Below are 24,333 nucleotides of genomic sequence, written 5' to 3'. Positions count from 1 at the left end.
GAAGGCACCCCTCAGCGTTCAAGCGAGTCGTGGTCGAGAAGCTGGAAGAGCTCCTCGTCGGTGGCGGAGTCGAGGTCGACCGCGGCGCCAGGCGCGGCGGCGGTCTCCCACTGGTCGAGCAGCCGCCGCATCCGGGCCAGCAGCTCCGGCTCGGCGCCGGCGGCGAGCACGGTCTCCAGGTAGTCGAGGGAGGCGTTCGCGGACGGGAACCTGACGGCCGCGCCGGACAGCTCGTCCCTGAGGTAGCCCGCGATCGCGGCCGGGGTCGGATAGTCGAAGACCAGCGTGGGCGGCAGCTGGAGGCCGGTGGCCGCGTTCAGCCGGTTGCGCAGGTCGACGGCGGTGAGCGAGTCGAGGCCCAGCTCGCGGAAGGGCCTGCCGAGCTCGACGGCGCTCCCGCCGTCGTGCCCGAGGACGACGGCGGACTCGGCGCGTACCAGCTCCAGCACCGCCTCGTCGAGTTCGGGCCCGCTCAGCGCGGTGATGGAGCGGGGCACCGGCTCCGGCGCGATCTCGACGGCCCTGGTGCCGGGTGGCGCGGGATCCAGCCAGAACCGGCGCCGGTGGAAGGCGTAGGTCGGCAGGGGCACCCGGCGGCCTCCCGGGAACAGCGGCAGCCAGTCCACCTGGACACCCCGGACGTGCAGTTCGGCCAGCGAGGTGAGGAAACGGCCGAGGCCGCCCTGGTCGCGGCGGAGCGTTCCGGCCACCACCGCGGGCGCGTCCGCGAGGGTCTCCTGGATCCCGGCGGTCAGCACGGGATGCGGGCTGACCTCGACGAACACGCCGTACCCCTGCTCGGCCAGGCCGCGCACGGCCGCGTCGAAACGCACCCGCTCGCGCAGGTTGGCATACCAGTAGCCGGCGTCCATCGGGGTGTCGCCAAGCCAGTCCGCGGTGACCGTCGAGTAGAGCGGCACCCGACCCTGACGCGGCCGGACCGGCGCGAGCGCTTCCCGCAACTCGGCCTCGATCCGCTCCACGTGGGCGGAGTGCGAGGCGTAGTCCACGGGGATCAGCCGCGCCCTGACCTCCTCGTTCTTGTACGTCTCGACCAGCCCAGCCACCGCGTCCGCGTCCCCGGATATCACCACCTGCGCCGGACTGTTGACGGCCGCGATCGAGACGAGATCCCCCAGGCGGGGTTCCACGTCCTCCGGCGGCAGTGCGATCGACGCCATCGCCCCGCTCCCGGCCAGTGCCAGAATGGCCCGGCTGCGCAGCGCCACCACCCGGGCCGCGTCATCGAGGCTGAGGATGCCCGCCACGCAAGCCGCCGCGATCTCCCCCTGGCTGTGCCCCGCCACCGCATCCGGCCGCACCCCGTAGGACTCCCAGAGCGCGGCCAGCGACACCATCACCGCCCACAGCAGCGGCTGCACCACATCCACCCGCTCCGGATCCGGCGCCCCGGGCGCGCCTCGCAGCACCTCGTCAGGCGTCCAGTTCAGGTACGCCGAGAGTGCCCTCCCGCACTCCCCCAGCCGCCCGGCGAACACCGGGGCCTCGTCGAGCAACTCGACCGCCATCCCCGCCCACTGCGACCCCTGACCAGGGAAGACGAACACCACCTTGCCCTCGGCGTCGGCCACCCCCCGGACCACCCGCGACGACGACACACCCCCCGCCAGCGCCCGCAACCCGGCCCCGAACCCATCCGCGCCGCCGAGCACCACCGCCCGATGCTCCATTCTGGCCCGCGTCGTCACCAACGAGAACCCGACATCCACCGCGTCAACCGGCTCAGGCAACTCCGCCAGCCGCGCGGCCTGCCCGCCGAGCGCCTCAACCGTCCTAGCCGAAATCGGCCAAGCCAAGACCCCGGCGACGCCCGTCTCCGACCCGCGAGCGACAGACGCCGACGTCGGATCAGGTTCCAAGGCAGCCGTCATGCCCTCAGGCGTGGCCGAGGCAGGAGCCGCGTCGGCAACCGTGGCCGGGACCGGATTCGACATAGGGGCAGAGGTCGGTGCCGGAATGGGGGCGGAGGTCAAGGCCAGGCCAGGGGCCGATTCCTGGGGCGGTGCCGGGGTGTGGTTCGGGGAGAAGACGCGGTCTGGTGGGGCCTGCTCGATGATGACGTGGGCGTTGGTGCCGCTGACGCCGAAGGCTGAGACGCCGGCGCGGCGTGGGCCGCCGGCGTGCCATTCCCGGGGTTCGGTGAGCAGTTCGACCGCGCCGGCCGACCAGTCGACGTGCGGGGTGGGCTCGTCCACGTGCAGCGTCCTGGGGAGCACGCCGTGCCGGATGGCCTGGACCATCTTGATGACCCCGGCTGCTCCGGCCGCCGCCTGGGTGTGCCCGATGTTCGATTTGAGCGAGCCGAGCCAGAGCGGATCCTCGGGACGGTCCTGGCCGTACACCGCGATCAGCGCCTGCGCCTCGATCGGATCGCCGAGCGTGGTGCCGGTGCCGTGGCCCTCCACGGCGTGCACCTGATCGGGCGCGAGCCCGGCGTTGGCCAGCGCCTGGCGGATCACCCGCTGCTGCGACGGCCCGTTCGGGGCGGTGAGACCGTTGGAGGCGCCATCCTGGTTGACCGCCGTGCCGCGTACCACGGCCAGCACCTGGTGGCCCAGCCGCCGTGCGTCGGCCAGCCGCTCGACCAGCAGCAGGGTCACCCCTTCCGCCCATCCGGTCCCGTCGGCGGCTTCCGCGTACGCCTTGCACCGACCGTCGGCGGCCAACCCGCGCTGGCGGGAGAACTCCACGAACACCGCCGGGGAGGCCATGACCGCGACCCCGCCCGCCAGCGCCAGGTCCGACTCCCCCGACCGCAGCGACTGCACCGCCAGATGCAACGCGACCAGCGACGACGAGCAGGCCGTGTCCACCGTCACCGCCGGACCCTCGAACCCGAACGAGTACGCGATCCGCCCCGACGCCACGCTGCCCGCGTTGCCGTTGGCCAGATAGCCCTCCAGCGGCGCGGGCGCCTCCCCCAGCCTGGGCGCGTAGTCGTGGTACATCACGCCGGCGAAGACCCCGGTCCTGCTGCCGCGGAGGCTGTCCGGGTCGATGCCGGCGTGCTCGAACGCCTCCCAGGCGGTTTCCAGCAGCAGCCGCTGCTGCGGGTCGGTGGCCAGCGCCTCCCGGGGCGAGATCCCGAAGAAGGCGGCGTCGAACTCGGCCGCGTCGTGCAGGAACCCCCCGGACCGGGTGTAGGAGGTGCCGGGATTGGCCGGGTCCGGGTGATAGAGGGTCTCCAGATCCCACCCTCGATCGACCGGGAAGTCCGTGATCGCGTCCCCGCCCGATTCGACCAGCCGCCACAGGTCGTCGGGGCTGGCGATCCCCCCGGGCAGCCGGCATGCCATCCCGACGATGGCGATCGCATCCTCGGACGTGTCCACCCGCCCGACGCCGCCACGGTTCTCCGTCCGACCGCCGGCTTCGCCGGTTTGATTGCCAGCGTCTCTGCCAGCTTCGCCGCCAAATTCCCCGCCAGCTCCTCCAGCCCGTCCAGTGGTCTGCCCGCCGATTTGTACGGCTTCGAGTTGGGCGCGCAGGTGGTCCACGACCGCAGCCGGAGTCGGATGGTCGAAAGTCAAGGTGGCGGGGAGTCTCAGACCGGTGGCTGTGTTGAGGCGGTTGCGTAGTTCGACCGCCATCAGCGAGTCGAGTCCCAGGTCGTTGAACGCGCGCTGGGCGGGGACCGTCTTCGTGCCGAGGACCGCCCCGGCCTCAGCCCGGACCAAGGCCAGCAGTGCCTCCGCCCGAGCGGTCTCGTCGAGCGCCGCCAGCCGCCGTACCAGCGGGAGTTCGGGGGCGGCGGCCCGGCGGGGAGTGCGGACGAGACCGCGGAGCAGGGGCGCCTCGCCGCCGGCCCGCGGATCGAGCGCGGCCGCGACTACAACGGGGTGCCCAAGCGAGAGCGCGGCGTCGAACAACTCCAGCCCGGTCGCCGTCCGAAGCGCCCGCACGCCGCCCCGGGCCGCCCGGGCTCTGTCGGCCTCGCTGAGATGCCCGGTGACGCCGGTGCTCTCCGCCCAGAGCCCCCAGGCCAGCGACACGGCGGGTAGGCCGAGCGTGCGCCGGTGCTCCGCCAGGGCGTCCAGGTAGGCGTTGGCCGCCGCGTAGCTCGCCTGTCCGGGACTGCCGAGGATTCCGGCGATCGAGGAATAGAGGACGAACCAGGCCAGGTCGAGATCCTTGGTCAGCTCGTGCAGGTGCCAGGCGGCGTCCGCCTTGGGGCGCAGCACGGCCGCGACGCGATCGGGGGTGAGCGACGTCAGCACACCGTCATCGACGATTCCGGCGGTGTGCGCGACGGCGGTCAGCGGATGCTCGGACGGGATCGCGGCGAGCACGGTTTCGAGAAAGCCGCGGTCGGCCGCGTCGCCCGCGAGAATATCGACGCGAGCACCCAGCGCGGCCAACTCGTCTCTCAGATCACCCGCGCCGGGGGCGTGCGCGCCGCGACGACTGGTCAGCATCAGACGGCGAACGCCGTACCGCGCCACCAGATGCCTGGCGAGCAGACGACCGAGCCCACCCGTGCCACCCGTGATCAACACCGTCCCATCCGGGTCGAGCGGTTTGCCGCGGCTCCCCATTGCCCCGCCCGGACCGAGCGGCTTGTCGCGGTTCCCAGCCTCCCCACCCGGACCGAGCGGCTTGCCCTGGCTCCCCGCTCCTCCATCCGCGTCAAAGGGCACGACACGACTCGCCGTGTCCGCCGCCCGCGCCAGGCGTGGCACCAGGATCCGCTCGCCGCGCACGGCGAGTTGAGGCTCGTCGGCGGGGATCGCGGTCACGTCACCGTCGATCAGGATGATTCGTCCCGGATGCTCCGTCTGAGCCGAGCGGACCAGCCCCCAGACGGCCGCCGCTCGCGGATCGACGGTGTCGCCGGGGAGAGCGGAGACGGCGTTCCTGGTCCGCACGACCACCACGGACTCCGGCGACTCACCGAGACGGCGGCTCAGCTCGGCCAGCACCCGGTTGACCAGGTCGTGTACGTCCCCGGTAAGCGGCTCGTCGATCACGTCGACGGGGTCAGCGGCGGAGGTGGCGGTGGAAACGTCGACCCAGTCCACCCGGTAGAGGCCCTGTCGCGGAGCTGACCGAAGCGTGTCCGGGTCAATCGGCCTGGACCGGAGCACGTCGACTGAAACCACAGGCGCGCCGGTGACATCGGCGACCTCAACCGCCCACGCGTCAGGTCCGGCCGGGGTCAGCCTGACCCGTGCGGCAGTGGCTCCGGAGGAGTACGCCCGGACGCCCTGCCAGGCGAAGGGCAGCAGAACCCTGCTCTGATCGGCAGCGACATGCAGGGCGGCGTCGAAGAGAGCGGGATGAACACCAAAACGAGCGGCGTCGGTGTGCTCACTCTCCCGAAGAGCCACCTCAGCGAAGATCGTCTCACCGCGCCGCCACGAGGCCGTCACACCCTGAAACGCGGGACCGTAGTCGAGCCCGGCGGCGGCCAACCCGTCGTAAAGCCCCCTGACATCGACCGCCTGAGCATCCGCAGGCGGCCATTCAACCAGTCCGAAATCCCCACAGCCTGAGCTCTCCACTCCGAAGTCCTCACGCACGACCCCCTGACCAGCGAAAACCTCACCCGCCAACCCCTCACCACCAGAGCCCTGAGCGACGACCCCCTGACCAGCGAAAACCTCACCCGCCAACCCCTCACCACCAGAGCCCTGAGCGACGACCCCCTGACCGGTGGAAACGTCACTCGCGACCCCCTTACCGCCGGGGTTCTGAGTGGTGGAATCCCGACGGGCGGTGCGCTGGTGGTGGCTGGTGGTGATACGGCCGGTGGCGTGTCTGAGCCATTCGCCGCCGTCGAGCCGGGAGTGGATGGCGACGTCGAGGCGCTCGACGGAGACCTGGATTTCCGCGGTGTCATGCTCCGGGAGCACCAGCGGGGTCTCGATCACCAGCTCGTCCAGGGTGCCGCCGCCCGCTTCGGCCAGTGCCCGGAGGGCGAGTTCCACCAGGGCGGTGCCAGGAAAGACCGGTGTTCCGGCGATGGCGTGGTCGGCGAGCCAGGGGTGTGAGCGGGTGGAGATCTTGCCGGTGAGCAGCACGCCGCCACCGGCCAGGTGCACGACTCCGTCCAGCAGCGGGTGATCGGATGCCCCGCTGGGCGGTGTTTGCGGAACGTCGAGCCAGTAGCTCTGCCGTTGGAATGGATAGGTGGGTAGATCCGCCTTTGTCGCTCCCGGGAAGACGGTGTTCCAGGCGATCCGGCGGCCGTGGATGTGGGCGTGGCCGAGCGCGAGCAGGGCGGTTTCGTCCTCGGGACGGCCCTTGCGCAGCACGGGGGCGACCACGCGCGCGTCCGGGAGCGATTCACGCGCCATCCCGGCCAGCACCGCGTCCGGCCCGATTTCCAGAAATGTCGTGACTCCAGCGGCGTCCAGAGTGTTCACGGCATCGGCGAACCGGACCGGCTCCCGCACCTGCCGCACCCAGTAGTCCGGCTGGGCGACGCTCGTGATCTGGCCGGTCAACGTCGACACCACCGGAATCACGGGTTCGCTGAAGCTCACCGACTCCAGGACCTCCCGGAACTCGGCCAGCATCGGCTCCATCCGGGCCGAATGGAACGCGTGGCTCACCGTCAAACGCCGAGTCCGCCGCCCCCGAGCGGCGAACTCGGACACCACTGCCGCGACCGCGTCCTCATCACCGGTGACCACCACCGACGAAGGACCATTGATCGCCGCGATCTCAACCCCCTCCGGAACCTCCCCCTCGGTCGCCTCGATCGCCGCCATCGCCCCACCGGACGGCAACCCCTGCATCAACCGGCCACGCGCGGCCACCACCTTGGCCGCGTCCGCCAGCGACCACACCCCGGCAACATGTGCCGCCGCCAACTCCCCAATCGAATGACCCACCACAAAATCCGGAAATATCCCCCACGACTCCAACAGCCGGAACAGCCCGACCTGCAAGGCGAACAACCCCGACTGCGTGTAAAGCGTCTGATCCAGCAACCCAGCCGAACCAAACACCACATCCCGAACAGAACCGCCGCCCAATTCACCGATCGGCCCATCCGGCGACACCCCACCCGACACCGAAACGCCGCTCAGATGAGCGTCCAGCTCGGCGATTGCCGCGTCGAAAGCCTCGGCGAACAACGGGAACCGCTCATACAGCTCCCGGCCCATCCCCTCCCACTGGCTCCCCTGACCGGTGAACAGATATGCCAGCTCGCCGCCCGTGCCACCCTGAATCACGCTGGCGGACGGTTCCTCGTTCGCCAGAGATCGCAGCCCGGCGATCAAGTCACCATGGTCGGCGGCGACCACGACCGCACGCTCCTCGAGAACCGCACGCCGGGTGGCCAGCGAATGCCCCACATCCGTCTTATTCGGTTCTGTCGTGAGATATCCGGCCAGTTGAGCGGCTTGAGCGCGCAGGCCCGCGCGAGTTCGCCCAGAGACCACCCATGGCACGGCACCCGTCACGGCCGCCGGTGCGGCTTCTTCCGTGGACGCGCCCGTCCCGAGGGCGGATCGAGGGGACAAAGATGACACCGCCGGAGCCACCTCGGTGATCACACTGGACGCGCCCGTCCCAGGAGCCGATCGAAGGGACGAAGACGACGCCGCTGGGGCGGCCTCGATGATCACGTGGGCGTTGGTGCCGCTCACGCCGAAGGCCGACACGCCGGCCCGCCGTGGCACGTCAGACGACCACTCCCGGGCCCGTGTCAGGAGCCGTACCTGCCCGGCCGACCAGTCCACGTGCGGTGTCGGCTCGTCCACGTGCAGGGTCCGGGGCAGCAGGCCGCGGCGGATCGCCTCGATCGCCTTGATGACCCCGGCCACGCCCGCCGCCGCCTGGGTGTGCCCGATGTTCGACTTCACCGAGCCGAGCCAGAGCGGGCGGTCCGGGTCACGCCCCTGGCCGTACGTGGCGAGCAGCGCGTGCGCCTCGATCGGGTCGCCCAGGGTGGTGCCGGTGCCGTGCGCCTCCACCAGGTCGACCTCACCCGCCGACAGCCCGGCGGAGGCGAGCGCGCGCCGGATGACCCGCCGCTGCGCGGGCCCGTTCGGCGCGGTCAGGCCGTTGGATGCGCCGTCCTGGTTCACCGCGGAACCGCGTACGACCGCCAGCACCTCGTGGCCCAGCCGGAGCGCGTCCGACAGCCGCTCCACCAGCAGGAATCCGACCCCTTCCGCCCAGCCGGTGCCGTCCGCCGCGCGGGCGAACGCCTTCACCCGGCCGTCGGGGGCCAGGCCGCGCTGCCGGGAGAACTCCACGAAACCGACCGGCGAGGTCATCACCGTCACCCCGCCCGCGAGCGCCAGGTCCGACTCCCCGGACCGCAGCGACTGCACGGCCAGATGCAGGGCCACCAGCGAGGACGAGCAGGCCGTGTCCACCGTCACCGCCGGACCCTCGAACCCGAACGAGTACGCGATCCGCCCCGACGCCACGCTCGCCGCCGTCCCGATGCTCAGGTAGCCGTCCACGGCGGCGGGGACGTGCGGGAGCCGGGCGGCGTAGTCCTGGCCGTTCATCCCGGCGAAGACGCCGGTGCGCCCGCCGCGCAGGGCGGACACGTCGAGGCCGGCCCGCTCGAACGCCTCCCACGCGGTCTCCAGCAACAGCCGGTGCTGCGGGTCGGTGGCCAGCGCCTCCCGGGGCGAGATCCCGAAGAACTCCGCGTCGAACCCCGCCACGTCCGCCAGGAAGCCCCCGTGCCGGGTGTAGGAGGTGCCGGGATTGTCGGGGTCAGGGTCGTACAGGCGGTCGAGATCCCAGCCCCGGTCGTCCGGAAACCCGGAGACCGCGTCGACCTCGTCGGCCACGAGCCGCCACAGGTCCTCGGGGGAGCGCACCCCGCCGGGGAACCGGCAGGCCATCCCAAGCACCGCGATCGGTTCGCTCTGGTCGTCCCGTACGCGCTGGAGCCGTTGCCGGGTTTCGTGCAACTCGGCGGAGACCCGCTTGAGCAGATGCCGGATCTGGTCGTCAGTCATCGTTGCCTCACCGGTTCAGGAGATGCCAAGGGTTCTGGTGATGAACTCGACGAGTTCGTCGTCGCCCGCCGACGCGAGCTCGCCGGCCGCCGCGGGGACGCCGTCCCCCCAGGTGGCCAGCCGCCGCAACCGGGCCGCCGCGGCCTCGCGGTCCTGGCCGGTGAGTGTGGCGGCGGCCAGCGCGCCTTCGAGCGCTTCGATCCGGTCCAGGACCGAGGCCACGGCGTCCGGCGCGGAATCGGGGGCGATCTCCGTGCGCAGGTGGGCGGCCAGGGCGTCAGGGGTGGGATGGTCGTAGACGAGGGACGGAGGCAGCCGCAGCCCGGTGGCGGCGCCGAGCCGGTTGCGCAGCTCGACCGCGGCCAGCGAGTCGAATCCCTGGTCGCGGAAGCGCACGCCGGGTGCCACGGCTTCGGGCGAGGGGCGCCCCTGCACGGCGGCGACCTGGGTCCGTACCAGCCGGAGCAGCAGCCGGTGCTGTTCGGTCCCGGTCAGCCCGGCGAGCCGTCCGGCCAGGTCCTCCTCGCCGGGGGGAGCCGCCGTGGTCTCCTGGTGGGCTTCCGGCAGCTCGCTCACCAGGGCGTGCGGGCGGTTCCCGAACAGGGTCGCCCAGTCGACGTCGGCGACCACCACGTGGGTCTCGTCACGGTCGAGGGCCTTTCCGAGGGCGGTGACGGCCAGGTCTGGGGGCATCGCGCGCAGGCCGTACCTGGCGAGGGTGCGCCCGGCCGCCGGGTCGGCCAGGCCCGCACCCGCCCAGCGACCCCAGGCGATCGAGGTGGCGGGCAGGCCCTCCGCCCGGCGGCGCGCGGCCAGGGCGTCCAGGTAGGCGTTGCCGGGCGCGTAGTTGGCCTGCCCCGCCACGCCGCAGACGCCGGCCACCGACGAGAACAGCACGAAGGCGGACAGGTCGAGGTCGCGGGTGAGTTCGTGCAGATGCCTGGCCCCGCCCGCCTTGACCCGCAGGACGCGCTCGACCCGCTCCGGTGTCAGCGCGGTGATGAGGCCGTCGTCCAGGTCGGCCGCCGCGTGCACGACGGCGGTGAGCGGGCGTTCCGGCGGGATCGACGCGAGCACGCGGGCCAGCGCGTCCCGATCGCCGACGTCGGCGGCGGCGTAGGTCGCCTCCGCCCCCAGCGCCGCGAGCCGCTCGCTCAGCTCGGCCGCGCCCGGCGCGGCCGCCCCTCGCCTGCCGACCAGGAGAAGGTGCCGTACGCCCCGGCCCGCCAGCCAGGCCGCGACATGGCCGCCGAGCGCGCCGGTGCCGCCGGTGACCAGGACGGTGCCGTCGGTCGTCCAGGACCGCGTCTCCTCGGGCGGGGGTGTGCGGGCCAGGCGCCGGGCGTACACGCCGGACTCGCGGATGGCGACCTCACGTTCCGCGCCCCCGAGGAGGGCGGCGAGCTGTTCCCATAGCTCTTCGTTGTACGGCTTCTGCGGATCGTCGGGCATGTCGACGAGGCCACCCCAATGGGCGGGGCTCTCCACGGCCGCGATCGCGCCCAGGCCCCAGAGCAGCGCCTGCGCGGGATCGGGGGCGGCGTCGCCGGTGCCGGTCGAGACGGCGTTCCTGGTCACGTACCAGAGGGGGGCGGTCAGGAGCGTGTCGTGCGCGGCCTGGAGCAGGGCCAGATTCCCCGCGTACGCCCATGGGACGGCTTCGGCCTGGTCGCGGGTGGTGACCGACAGGAGCGAGAGCACGCCCGCGACCTGGTCCGCTGAGGCCAGCTCCGCGGCGAGTTTGGCCCGGTCGGCGGATGGGACGAGGACCCGGAGGACCTGCGCGCCGCGACGGCTCAGCGCACGCTCGGCGAGGTCGGCCACTTGTTCCGCCGCCGCGCCTTCCGGGACGAGGACGAGCCATCGCCCCTGGAGACTTCCGCCGGAGGGCTCGGGCAAGCGGCGCCACGCCACCTGGTGCCGCCAGGCGTCGACGCCCTGGGCCTGCGCGCCGCCCGGCCTGCTGGCGTCCAGCCAGAACCGTTCTCGCTGGAAGGCGTAGGTGGGCAGGTCGACCCTGGTCGCGCCGGGGATGACGGCCTCCCAGTCGATCGGGCGGCCGTGGATGTGAGCGTGGCCGAGCGCGAACAGGGCGGTTTCCTCCTCGGGACGGCCCTTGCGCAGCACGGGGGCGACCACCCGGTCGTCCGGCAGCGACTCACGCGCCATCCCGGCCAGCACCGCGTCCGGCCCGATTTCCAGAAATGTCGTGACTTCGGCGGCGTCCAGCGTCCTTATCGCGTCGGCGAAACGAACCGGCTCGCGAACTTGCCGCACCCAGTAGCCCGGATCGGTGATGTCAGACACCCGCCCGGTCAACGTCGACACCACCGGAATCACCGGCTCACTGAAGGCCACCGATTCAAGGACTTGCCGGAATTCGCCCAGCATCGGTTCCATCCGGGCCGAATGGAACGCATGGCTGACCGTCAACCGCCGAGTCCGCCGCCTCCATGACGCGACCACGGCTTCGACCGCGTCCTCATCACCCGTGATCACCAGCGACGAAGGGCCGTTGATCGCCGCGATCTCGACGCCCTCAGGAACCTCCTCCTCGCTCCCCTCGATCGCCGCCATCGCCCCACCCGACGGCAATCCCTGCATCAACCGTCCACGCGCGGCCACCACCCTCGCCGCGCCCGCCAGCGACCACACCCCGGCAACATGCGCCGCCGCCAACTCCCCAATCGAATGGCCCACCACAAAATCCGGAAATATCCCCCACGACTCCAACAGGCGATACAGCCCGACCTGCAACGCGAACAACCCCGACTGCGTGTAAACCGTCTGATCCAGCAACCCAGCCGAACCAAACACCACATCCCGAACCGAGACCCCACTCAGCTCACCGACCGCCCCACCCGGCGACACCTCACCCGAGACCGAAACACCGCTCAGATGAGCGTCCAACTCCGCGACCGCCGCGTCGAAAGCCTCGGCGAACACCGGAAAACGCTCGTAAAGCCCCCGGCCCATCCCCTCCCGCTGACTCCCCTGACCGGTGAACAGATACGCCAACGCCCGACCGGCACGACCGCTGACCACCTGACCCGAGGGCTCACCCGCCGCCAGCGACCGCAACCCCGCCAGCAACTCCCCACGGTCACCGGCGACCACCACCGCACGCTCATCCAGCACCGCACGACCACGCGCCAGCGAATAACCCACATCGACCGGATCGAGATCAGCTACCGCGAACTCGGCCAACCGCGCCGCCTGCCCCCGCAGACCAGCAAGACCGCGCCCAGAAACCACCCAAGGCACAAGAACACCCGCCGACCACCGCGAAGCCACCACTGGCGCGGCCGCATCGACACCGGAGCCACCGGCCACCCGCTGAGGGCGAGCGGCCAGGCGAGCCGACGCATCAACGCCTCCCGCCACGGACGCGGACTCGAGCCCCGCCACGGACGCGGCTTTGAGCCCCGCCACGGACCCCGCCAGCGACGCGGCCTTCGGCCCGGCCACGGACCCAGCCACGGACCCAGCCACGGACTCAGGCACGGACCCAGCCAGGGACCCAGCCAGGGATCCTGGCCCGGACGCGACCTCGGGCGACGACAGCGGCGACGGCGGCTCCGACGGTGACTCTTCGATGATCACGTGGGCGTTGGTGCCGCTCACCCCGAACGCCGACACCCCGGCCCGGCGCGTCACGCCCGACGGCCATTCCCGGGTCTCGGTCAGCAGCTCCACCGATCCGGCCGACCAGTCCACATACGGCGACGGCTCGTCCACGTGCAACGTCCGCGGCAGCAACCCATACCGGATCGCCTGCACCACCTTGATCACACCACCGACCCCCGCCGCCGCCTGCGCGTGACCGATGTTCGACTTCAACGAACCCAGCCACAACGGACGGCCCGCGTCGCGGCTCTGCCCGTACGTGGCGAGCAGCGCGTGCGCCTCGATCGGGTCACCTAGTGTCGTGCCGGTGCCGTGCGCCTCCACGAGGTCGATCTGGTTGGGGGCAAGACCGGCCGAGGACAGCGCCTGCCGGATCACCCGCTGCTGGGACGGCCCGTTCGGCGCCGTGAGCTGGCTGCTGCGCCCGTCCTGATTGACGGCGCTGCCCCGCAGCAGGGCCAGGACGCGGCGTCCGTTGCGGCGCGCGTCCGAGAGCCGTTCGAGCGCCAGCAGCCCGACGCCCTCCGCCCACGCGGTGCCGTCCGCCGCGCCCGCGAACGCCTTCACCCGGCCGTCGGGGGCCAGCCCGCGCTGCCGTGCGAACTCGATGAACATGCCGGGCGCGGCCAGCACGGTGGCGCCACCGGCGAGCGCGAAGGAGCACTCGCCCAGCCGCAGCGACTGCGCCGCCAGGTGCAGGGCCACCAGCGAGGACGAGCAGGCGGTGTCCACCGTCACCGCCGGGCCCTCCAGCCCGAACGAGTACGCGATACGTCCCGACGCGACGCTGGTCGTGTTCCCGGTCAGCACGTAGCCGTCGGTGTTGCGGGCCGGGCGGTGGTGCAGGCTGGGGCCGTACTCCTGGGCGATCACGCCCGCGAAGACGCCCGCGTCGGAGCCGCGCAGCGCGGACGGGTCCACGGCGGCGTCCTCCAGCGCCTCCCAGGCGGTCTCCAGCAGCAGCCGCTGCTGCGGGTCGGTGGCCAGCGCCTCCCGGGGCGAGATCCCGAAGAACTCCGCGTCGAAGCCGGCGGCGTCGTAGAGGAAACCGCCCTCCCGGACGTAGGTGGCGCCGCTGCGGTCCGGGTCGGGATGGTAGAGCGTGTCGAGGTCCCAGCCGCGGTCGGCGGGGAAGGGCCCGATCGCGTCCCGCCCGTCCGTCACCAGCCGCCACAGGTCCGCGGGCGAGGCCACCCGGCCCGGGAACCGGCAGGCCATGCCCACGATGGCGATCGGCTCCCGGCTCGCCGACTCGACCTCGTGGAGGCGCCGCCGGGTCCGCCGGAGCTGGTGCGTCACCTGGTTGAGGTAGGAGCGGAGCTTCTCTTCTTCGGTCATGGACACGATGCCCTTCACGACAGACGCAGTTCGGTGTCGATGAGCTCGAAGAGCTCCTCGTTGGTGGCCAGGTCGATCTCGGCGTCCACCACCGTCCCGATCTCGGCCCCGGCGGCCGCGCCGCTCTCCGGCTCCGCCGGGACGAGCCGTTCCCGCAGGTACGCGGCGAGCGCGAGCGGAGTCGGATGGTCGAACACGAGAGTGGACGGCAACCTCAAGCCGGTGACCTGGCCGAGCCGGTTACGCAACTCGACGCTGCTGAGCGAGTCGAACTCGCCCTCCAGGAAGCCCCGGTCGGGCGGGACGGCGTCGGTGTCCACATGCCCGAGCACCGCCGCCGCGGCGGTCCGGACGAGGTCGAGCAGACGGCTCGCCTGTTCGGCCTCGGAGCGGAGCGCGAGCTCCCCGGCCAATGAAGCGGAACTGTCCAGGTGGCCGCTCGCGTGACCATGCGTGTGGCCGCTCGCGTGACCGTTCATGTAGCCGGGCGAATGGCCGCTCGCATAGCCAGGCGTATGACCGCTGGCGTGGCTGGGCGAATGGCCGCTCGCGAGGGCCCGGTTCCGGCGGAGGTGGGCGAATAGCGGGGAATCGCTCGCCTCCAGGTCCAGGTGGGCGGTCACCGCCACCGGATCCGGCCCGGCCAGCGCGGCGTCGAGCAGGGCGAGTGCCTGTCCGGTGCGCATCGGCGGGAGCCCGGCGCGGGCCAGCCGGGCGCGGTCCGCCGGGGTGAGGTGGCGGGTCATGCCGCTCGGCTCGGCCCACTGTCCCCAGGCCAGCGAGGTGGCGGGCAGGCCGTTCGCCCGCCGGTGCCGGGCCAGCGCGTCGAGGAAGGAGTTCGCGGCGGCGTACCCGGCCTGGCCGGCGGTGCCGAGGAGACCGGCCGCCGACGAGAACAGCACGAAGGCTGACAGGTCCCGGTCCCGGGTGAGCTCGTGCAGGTGCCAGGCGGCGTCGGCCTTGGGCCGCAGGACGCCCTTGATCCGCTCCGGCGTGAGCGACCCGAGCACGCCGTCGTCGAGGACGCCCGCCGCGTGCACCACGGCGGTCAGCGGATGCGCGGCCGGCACAGCGTCGATCAGCGCGGACAGCGAGATCGGGTCGGCGACGTCCACGGCGGCGATCCGCACGTCGGCGCCGAGTTCCGCCAGTTCGGCCCGGAGCTCGGGGGCGCCGGGCGCGCTCAGACCGGCTCGGCTGGCGAGGAGCAGGTGCCGTACCCCGTGCTTGGTGACCAGATGGCGTACGGTGTGCGCGCCGAGGGCGCCCGTGCCGCCGGTCACCAGGACGGTCCCGTCCGGGTCAAGCCGCCCGGCCGGGAGGGTGAGGACCAGCTTGCCGGTGTGCCGCGCCTGGCTGAGGCGGCGGAGCGCCCGCCGGGCGTGGCGTACGTCCCAGGCGGTGACCGGCAGGGGAGCCAGCGCGCCGCCGGCGAACAGGCCGGTCAGCTCGCCGAGCATCACGGCGATCCGGTCGGGGTCCACTTCGAACAGGTCGAACGCCTGGTAGCTGACGCCGGGATGGGCGGCCGCGACCGCGCCGGGGTCGCGCGCGTCGGTCTTGCCCAGCTCGACGAACCTGCCGCCGTCGCCGAGCAGGCGCAGCGAGGCGTCGGTGAACTCGTGGGCGAGCGTGTTGAGGACGACGTCGACGGGCGGGAAGGCGGTCGCGAAGTCGAGCGTGCGGGTGGAGGCGATGCGGGCGTCGTCCAGCCCTTGTTCCCGCAGAGTCGGCCATTTGGCGGGCGAGGCGGTGCCGTACACCTCGGCTCCCCAGTGGCGGGCGAGTTGGACGGCGGCCATGCCGACGCCACCCGTGGCGGCGTGCACCAGCACGCGCTCCCCCGGCTGGAGCGCCGCCAGCCCGGCGAGGCCGTGGTAGGCGGTCAGGAAGGCGACCGGCGCGGCGGCGGCCTGCGCGAACGTCCATCCGGCGGGGATCGGGGCCAGGTAACGCCGATCGGTGATCGCGACCGGCCCGATGGTCCCCGGCACCAGCCCCATGACGCGGTCACCCGGGGCGAGGTCCGCACCGGGCCCCGCCTCGATCACGACGCCCGCGGCCTCGGCACCGATCCTGGCCTCGCCCGGGTAGAGCCCGAGCGCGATGAGCACGTCGCGGAAGTTCAGCCCCGCCGCCCGGATCGCAACCCTGACCTCGCCGGGAGCGAGCGAACGGGACAGATCCCGGGCCGGAAGCGCCCCGATCCCGTCGGCGACACCCCGGGTGGCGACGTCCAGCCGCCACGCCTCGCCGGGCAACGCCAGGACGTCCCCCGGCGCGGAACGGACCAGGCGAGGGACCAAGATCTCGCCCTGCCGCACCGCCGACTGGCTCTCCCCACTCGCCACCGCACTCGCCAGCGCGGCCAGCGACTCCGGCAGCCCATCGTGGTCGACCAGCGTGAGCCGTCCAGGAAACTCCGTTTGCGCAGTCCGCCCCAGCCCCCAAAGCCCGGCATGCCCGAGCCCCGCCACGCCTTCCCCGTCCCGCGTGCCGATCGCACCGCGAGTAACCAGAACCACCCGGGACGCCGCAAGCCGCACATCTTCCAGCACGCTCTGAAGCAGCCCAAGCCCAGCCGCCGTCCCCTCCCGCACCGCCTCCGGCAACGCCTCCCCACCGGACGGCACCGCGACCACCAGCACCTCCGGCCGAACCGCCACCGCCGACCCCAAATCATCGAAACGCGGCACACCCGGCACACCAACCCCCACCGCCGCCCACCGCTCCGTCTCCACCGCCGACGGCCCCGACACCACCACCCAATCCATCCGGTACGGCACCCCCGCCGCACCACCCCTCGAGACAGCCCGGAAGGTCAACGACTCAACCACGATCACCGGCACCCCCGACCCGTCCACCGCGACCAGCCGAACCGCGCCCACCCCAATCGGCGTTATCCACACCCGCAACACCGTCGCCCCAGCCCCAGCCGTCACCACCCCCTCCCACGCAAACGGAAGCCAAACACCCTGCCCGCCATGACCACCGTGACCGCTATGGGCGTCCAGGCCGCTCTCACTGTCCGAGCCGTCCGGACCCACGTGACCGCCATGACTGCTCTGACCGTCGTGACCGTTCTGAGCGTCCGGGCCGCTCTGACCGTCCGGACCCACGTGACTGCCGTGACCGTTCTGAGCGTCCAGGCCGACGTAACCACCGTGGCCGCCGCGACCGCTATGAACGTTCGGGCCGCTCTGACTGTGCGGGCCGTCCGAGCCATCGGGGCTGGTTCGATTGTGGTTTCCCTGATCGCCGTCTGGGAGCGCGAGCCCCACCGCAGCGTGCAGGGCGGCGTCGAGCAATGCCGGGTGGATGCCGTATGCGCCCGCGGTGGGTAATTGATCCGCCGGAAGGCTCACCTCGGCGAGGACCTCTTCGCCCAACCGCCAGGCGGCGGTCAGTCCATGGAAGGCGGGGCCGTAGGTGTAGCCCTGGTCATGGAGTCGCTCGTACCATCCGGTCAGGTCGACGGGCCGGGCATCCGGCGGCGGCCATACTCCGGCCAACGCCAGGTCGGAAGCTGCATGCTCCGCTTCGGCGGGAGCGCGCACGTCTGCCGCCGAGGAAGTCACGGGTCCAGCCTCAGCGGGGGCGTACACGTCTGCCGCCGAGGGAATAGCAGGCCCCGCCTCGACGGAGGCCCGAGTATCTGTCGCGGTGGGAGTCACAGGTCCGGCCTCGGCGGGGGCGAGTATGCCGGTTGCGTGCCTGGTCCATGGGTCGGTGGTCGCGGTGCGGGAGTGGATGGTGAGCGGGCGGCGGCCGGAACCGTCGGCGGCGGTGGTGCGGACTTGGAGTTGGACGTCGCCATGGGGTGGCAGGGCCAGTGGTGCTTCCAGGGTCAGTTCCGCTAGTTGGAGCCCACCGGAGCGTTTGGCGGCGTGGGTGGCCAGTTCTACGAAGGCCGTGCCTGGCAGGAGTGCGGTGCCGCCGATGGCGTGGTCGGCCAGCCAGGGCTGGGTGCTCGTGGAGAGGCGAGCTGTCAGCAGGATGCCCTGGCCGTCCGCCAGGTCGATGGCGGCACCGAGGAGGGGATGATCTGCCGCGTCGAGTCCAGCGGCGGCGGGACTGGCGACGGGGGTGGGCGGGGCGAGCCAGAAGCGTCGGCGCTGGAAGGCGTAGGTGGGCAGATCTGCCAGGCGGGCGCCACGCCCAGCCAGGGCACCATGCCGATCGCCAAGCCGATCAGCACGCCTATCACCGTGCTCATCAGCATGGTGATCACCGCGCCAATCAGCATGCCAGTCAGCGCGCCAGTCGACGCTGACGCCGTTGACGTGGAGGGTGGCCAGGGCCGTACGGAACGCGAGGGGCTCGGGGTGGCCGGGACGGGACGCGGTGACGAGTGTGTGCGGGGGCGTGTCGGCGAGGCAGTTGTGGACGAGGGAGGTGAGCGTGCCACCTGGGCCGAGTTCGAGGTAGTCGGTCACGCCGAGTTCCCGGAGAGCGGCGATGCCGTCGCTGAACCGGACAGGCCGCCGGATGTGGTCCGCCCAGTAGCCCGGGTCGCGTAACTGCTCGGCTGTGGCCGGTCGGCCGGTGACGTTGGAGATCAGTGGAATGCGTGGCGGCGCGAAGGCCACTCCGGCCGCGACCGCGCGGAACGCGGCCAGCACCTCGTCCATGTGCGGCGAGTGGAAGGCGTGGCTGACCTGGAGCAGCTTGGCCTGGCGACCCCGCGAACGCCAGCGCTCCGCTATCTCGCCGACCACGTCCCGGTCCCCGGAGATCACCACCGAGTCGGGTCCGTTGATCGCCGCCAGATCCACCACGCCGGGATGCTCCGCCAGCAGTTCGGTGATCTCCGCCTCGCCGCCGCGCAATGCGGCCATCGCACCGACCGCGGGCACGGCCTGCATGAGCCGCCCCCGCGCGGCGACCAGCGCGGCGGCGTCCGGCAGCGAGAACACGCCCGCCACGTGCGCGGCGGCCAGCTCACCGACCGAATGGCCGATCAACTGGTCCGGCTGCGGGAGGAAGGACTCCGCCAGACGGTAGAGAGCGACCCCGAAGGCGAACAGCGCGGGCTGGGTGTACGCGGTGGTGTCCAGCCTGGCCGCATTCTCGGTGCCCGGCTCGGCGAACATGACCTCCCGGATGGGATGGTCAAGATGGACGTCCAGGTGCCGGGCCACGTCAGCGAGCGCGTCGGCGAAAACGGGAAACTCCTCAGCCAGCCGCCGCCCCATCCCAGCGCGCTGGCTGCCCTGACCAGGAAACAGGAAAGCGAGCCCGCCCGTCCTGGCGGCAGCACCCTGTGTCAGCCCGGCGGCGGCTTCGCCTCCGGCGAGCGCCTGCAAGCCGACCAGCACCTCGGCACGTTTCCCGCCCAGCACCACAGCCCGGCGCTCGAAGGTAGCCCGCCCGGTGACCAGCGTGTACGCGACATCCGACAGGCCAAGCCCATCATCCTCAGCCAGCCGCGCCCGAAGTCGGCCCGCCTGCTCGCGAAGCGCATCCTCAGACCTGGCGGAGAGAACCAACGGCAGAGCAAACCCATCATCCTCGGCCAACCGCGCCCGGACCCGGCCCTCCTGATCACGACGCGCATCCTCAGACCTGGCGGAAGGAACCAACGGCACGGCATCGGTGGGGGCCTGTTCAAGGATGAGGTGGGCGTTGGTGCCGCTGATGCCGAAGGAGGAGATGGCCGCGCGGCGGGGGCGGCCGGTGGTTGGCCAGGGGGTGGGTTCGGTGAGGAGAGTGAGTGTGCCTGAGGTCCAGTCGATGTGGGGGGACGGGTGGTCGATGTGCAGGGTGGCGGGGAGGGTTCCGTGTCTGATGGCCTGGACCATGGCGACGAGGCCGGTGACGCCGGCGGCGGCCTGGGTGTGGCCGAGGTGGGATTTGCTGGAGCCGAGGAGGAGGGGAGCCGCGGGGTCGCGGTCCCGGCCGTAGGTGGCCAGGAGGGCTCCGGCCTCGATCGGGTCGCCGAGGGTGGTGCCGGTGCCGTGCGCCTCTACCGCGTCGACCTCGGTGGGTGACAGGCGGGCGGCGGCCAGGGCGGCACGGATGACGCGCTCCTGGGCTGGACCGCTGGGGGCGGTGAGGCCATTGCTCGCGCCGTCCTGATTGATCGCGCTGCCCCGGATGACGGCGAGGACGGGGTGCCCGTGGCGGCGGGCCTGCGACAGCGGTTCCAGCAGGACTAGGCCGACGGCCTCCGACCAGGCGGTGCCGTTCGCGGCGGCGGCGAACGGTTTGCACCTGCCGTCGGGGGCGAGGCCGCCCTGGCGGCTGAACTCGGTGAACATGCCGGGGGTCGACATCACGGCGGCGCCACCCGCGACGGCCCGCTCGCATTCGCCCCGCTGAAGCGCCTGAACGGCCAGGTGGATCGCGACCAGTGAGGACGAGCAGGCGGTGTCGATGGTGAGCGCGGGACCTTCCAGACCCAGCGTGTACGCGATCCTGCCGGAGGCCACGCTGGGCAGGGTCCCGGTGAGGGCGTGGCCCTGGTAGCCGTCCGGGGTCTCGTGCAGGCGTGGGCCGTACTCCTGAGGTGTGACCCCGACGAACACGCCGGTACGGCTGCCGCGTTGACCGGCCGGGTCCAGGCCGGCCCGTTCGTAGAGCTCCCACGCCGATTCCAGCAGCAGCCGCTGCTGCGGGTCCATGGTGGCGGCTTCACGCGGGCTCAACCCGAAGAAGGCCGCGTCGAACAGGTCGGCGTCGCGCAGAAAGCCGCCAGAGCCTGTGACGGAGGTCCCGATGGCCGAGGTCCCGGCGACAGACGTCCCGGTGGCAGACGTCCCGGTGGCATCGGCGCTGGTGTCCGTCGCGGCGGTGAAAGAGGGGGATAGCAGTCGGTTCAGGTCCCAGCCGCGATTGTCGGGGAAATCGCTGATCACGTCGCGGGTGGAGCCGAGCACCCGCCACAGGTCCTCGGGCGAGGTGGCGTCGCCGGGCCACCGGCCACTCATGGCGACGATCGCGATCGGCTCGTCGGCAGCTGCCGCGGGAACGTCGGCCGGTGGTGGCGGCGCGTCGGCGGAGATCGTGGCGGTGAGGTATCCGGTGACCGCTTGGGGAGTCGGATGATCGTAGATCAGCGAGGCGGGCAGGTTCAGTCCGGTGGCCGTGCCGAGCCGGTCCCGGAACTCGACCGCCGCCACCGAGTCGAACCCCAGATCCTTGAAGGTCGCTTCGTCGTCGACGGCGTCGCCGGAGGAATACCCGAGCACCAGCGCCGCGCTCCGCGCCACCGCCACTCGGACAGCCCGCTCCCGCTCGATCCGGTCGAGCGCGCCCAACCCGCCGGACACGCCAATCCCGACGGGCTCCTTTGGGCCGCCGACGCCCGGCCCGCTGGACTTCCCTGGGCTGCTCAGCCCTCCGGACACGCCGAACCCACCTGATTCGCTGGCCCCGGCAGATCCACCTAGCCCGTCGGATTCGCTAGCCTCGGCGGATACACCTGGTCCATCCGATCTGCCGAGTTCGGCGGATATACCTGGTCCATCGGATCGGCCAAGCGTGTCGGATCCGCGGGTGGGCGCGGATTCCTGCCCAGCGGCCAGGGTGGAGGTGGATTCATGCCGGGCGGCCAGGGTGGGGGCGGGATCGTGGCTCAGCCAGAGGGGGCGGCGCTGGAAGGGGTAGGTGGGCAGGTCTACCAGGCGGGCTTGGTGGCCGATCACGTCCGGCCAGGTCACTGTGCCGCCGCCGGTGTGCACCCGGGCGAGGGAAAGCAGGAACTGACGTAGGTCGCCGTGGTCGCGGCGGAGGGTGCCGGTGGCTAGCACGTCGCCGGCGGTCTCCCGGATGCCCTCGGTGAGGATCGGGTGCGGGCTGCTCTCCACGAACACGCCGTACCCGTCGTCGACGGCGGTGCGGACGGCCAGGTCTAGTTCCACGGTCTGGCGGAGATTGCGGTACCAGTACGCGGCGGTGAGTTCCGTGGTGTCGAGACGGCCGCCGGTGACGGTGGAGTAGAACGCCACCTCCGCCGGGCGGGGCCGGATGTCGCCCAGTTCATCGAGGAGGCGTCGCCCCAGGGGTTCGACCTGGGGCGAGTGGGACGCGTAGTCGACGGGGACCGTGCGCACCCGTACGCCCTCGGCACGGTAGGCGGCGAGGAGTTCGGCCAGGGCCTCGGCGTCGCCGGAGACCACGGTGGCGCTGGGACCGTTGACCGCGGCCACGCCGAGCTGGTCGCCCCACCGGGACACCCGCTCGCGCACCCGGTCGGCGGGCAGGGCCACCGAAGCCATTCCGCCCTGGCCCGCGACGGCGGCGATGGCCCTGCTGCGGAGCGCCACCACCGCGGCGGCGTCGTCCAGGGACAGCGCTCCGGCAATGTGCGCGGCGGCGATCTCGCCTTGCGAGTGGCCGATGACCGCGTCGGGACGTACCCCGGCTGCTTCCCACAGCCGGGCGAGCGAGACCATGACCGCGAAGAGCGCGGGCTGCACGACGTCGACGCGGTCCAGCGAAGGCGCGCCGGGGTGCCCGGCCAGCAGTTCGTTCAGCGACCAGCCGGTGTGCCTGGCCAGCGCCCGGGCACACGCGTCGATCTCCCTGGCGAACACCGGCGAGTCGCGGATCAGTCCGGCGGCCATCCCCGCCCACTGGGACCCCTGGCCGGGAAACACGAACACGGTGCCGCCCCGCTGCCGGGCCACGCCCTGGACCAGAGCGACCGCCTGCTCCCCCCGCGCGAGCGCCAGCAACCCGTCCCGAACCTCGCCTTTGTCGCCCACCAGCACGGCCCGATGCTTGAAAACAGTCCGCGTCACGGCCAGCGAAAGCGCCACATCCGGGTCCGCCACCACCCCCCGCCGATCAAGAAAGCCGTGCAGCCGAGCACCCTGCTCGCGCAAAGCCCCCTCACTCGCAGCTGATACAACCCACGGCGAAACCGCACCGGCCGCGTCCGCACGCGACAATTCCTCAGCCGCTTCCGCACGCGGCACCGCCACAACAGCCCGCGCCTCGTCCGCACGCAACACCTCGTCAGCCGCTTCCGCGCGAAGTGCGGCGACGACCGTTTCCACGCGCGGCGGTGCGGCCGAGGACGGGGTTTCGGGAGTTACGGACGGGGTGGAGCGTGGGGGTTCGGTGAGGATGATGTGGCAGTTGGTGCCGCCCATGCCGAAGGAGCTGACGCCTGCGGTGCGGGGGTGGGCGGGTTGGGGCCAGGGGGTTGTGGTGGTTTGTACGCGTAGGCGTAGGTCGGTGAGAGGGATGTCTGGGTTGGGGGTTTGGAAGTTGAGGCTGGGTGGGAGTTCGCCGTGGGTGATGCTGAGGGCCGTCTTGAGCAGGCCGACGATGCCGGAGGCGCCCTCCAGGTGGCCGATGTTGGTCTTGGCCGAGCCGACGAGCAGGGGCATGTCGGCGGGGCGGGTCGCGCTGAGGGCGATGCCGAGGGCGGCGGCTTCGATGGGGTCGCCCAGGCGGGTGCCGGTGCCGTGGAGTTCGACGTACTGGATGTCGGCGGGGGTGAGGCCGGAGCGGGCGGTGGCGCGCTGGATGACCTCGGCTTGGGCGCCGGAGTCCGGGACGGTGAGGCCGTCGGTGTGGCCGTCGTTGTTGACGGCGGTGCCGCGGATGACGCAGTGCACGCGGTCGCCGTCGGCGAGCGCCTGGGCGAGGGTCTTGAGCACGATGGCGCCGCCGCCCTCGCCGCGGACGTAGCCGTTGGCGCGGGCGTCGAAGGTGTGGCAGCGGCCGTCCGGGGAGAGCGCGCCGAAGCGGTCGGCCGCGACGGTCGTGTCGGGGGCGATGTTGAGGTTGACCCCGGCCGCGATGGCGACCGTGGACTCGCCCGAGCGCAGGCTCTCCGCGGCCAGGTGGACGGCCACCAGCGAGGACGACTGGGCCGAGTCGACGGTCAGGCTCGGCCCGCGCAGGCCCAGCGCGTGCGAGACGCGGTTGGCGATGAGGCCGCGGTTGAGGCCGGTCAGGGTGTGGCGGGTGACGGCGGCGGGGCCGCCGCGGTGGACCAGCGCCGCGTAGTCGGCCGCGATGGCGCCGACGAAGACCCCGGCCGGGGTGGCGGCCAGGCGTCCGGGCGGGATCCTGGCGTCTTCGAGCGCCTCCCAGGCGAGTTCCAGCACCAGGCGCTGCTGCGGGTCCATCTCGGCCGCCTCGCGCGGGGAGATTCCAAAGAACTCGGGGTCGAAGCGGTCGACGTCGGCGAGGAACCCGCCGAACCGTGGCGCGTCTTCGGCGCCTTCCCAGCGCCCGGCGGGCGGTTCCGTGATCGCGGAGCGGCCGCCGCGCAGCAGCTCCCAGAAGGCCGCCGGGTCGGGTGCCTGCGGAAGCCGGCAGGCCATTCCGATGACGGCGACGGCCTCGACAGAGTCCGATTCCGCACGGCCGACATTCATCTTCGCTCCATATCCTGAACCGGCGAGAAATGCTGTTTCCAGCCTCGCTATTCGGTCCCGAATGGAGAAACCCCTAA

General features: G+C 72.2%; 3 protein-coding genes. All 3 read right to left on the bottom strand.

Translation table 11 applies throughout. The features are described from left to right. Nucleotides 1–11: 11 nt before the first annotated feature. The 3 genes from Aple_RS54440 to Aple_RS53255 are packed head-to-tail and all read right to left on the bottom strand — an operon-like array spanning nucleotide 12 to nucleotide 24,256. Nucleotides 12–8,954, bottom strand: coding sequence for a type I polyketide synthase (locus tag Aple_RS54440; protein ID WP_170321525.1), 8,943 nt, complete (start codon nucleotides 8,952–8,954; stop codon nucleotides 12–14). Between the two features lie 15 nt (nucleotides 8,955–8,969). Then, nucleotides 8,970–13,919, bottom strand: coding sequence for a type I polyketide synthase (locus tag Aple_RS56045; protein WP_155345618.1), 4,950 nt, complete (start codon nucleotides 13,917–13,919; stop codon nucleotides 8,970–8,972). A 14-nt stretch (nucleotides 13,920–13,933) separates the two neighbouring features. Further along, nucleotides 13,934–24,256 carry a type I polyketide synthase gene (locus Aple_RS53255; protein ID WP_155345617.1) on the bottom strand — a complete coding sequence of 3,441 codons (10,323 nt, stop codon included), beginning with the start codon at nucleotides 24,254–24,256 and terminating at the stop codon, nucleotides 13,934–13,936. Nucleotides 24,257–24,333: the final 77 nt, after the last annotated feature.

Origin of the sequence: Acrocarpospora pleiomorpha (assembly GCF_009687885.1) — a bacterium.
GTDB classification, from domain to species: Bacteria; Actinomycetota; Actinomycetes; order Streptosporangiales; family Streptosporangiaceae; genus Acrocarpospora; species Acrocarpospora pleiomorpha.
This window is presented reverse-complemented; position numbering and strand designations above follow the sequence as displayed.

Bases quoted from the DNA above. Each gene is read 5' to 3' on its own strand.
- Aple_RS54440 (WP_170321525.1), bottom strand. From the start codon at position 8,954: ATGACTGACGACCAGATCCGGCATCTGCTCAAGCGGGTCTCCGCCGAG.
- Aple_RS56045 (WP_155345618.1), bottom strand. From the start codon at position 13,919: ATGACCGAAGAAGAGAAGCTCCGCTCCTACCTCAACCAGGTGACGCAC.
- Aple_RS53255 (WP_155345617.1), bottom strand. From the start codon at position 24,256: ATGAATGTCGGCCGTGCGGAATCGGACTCTGTCGAGGCCGTCGCCGTC.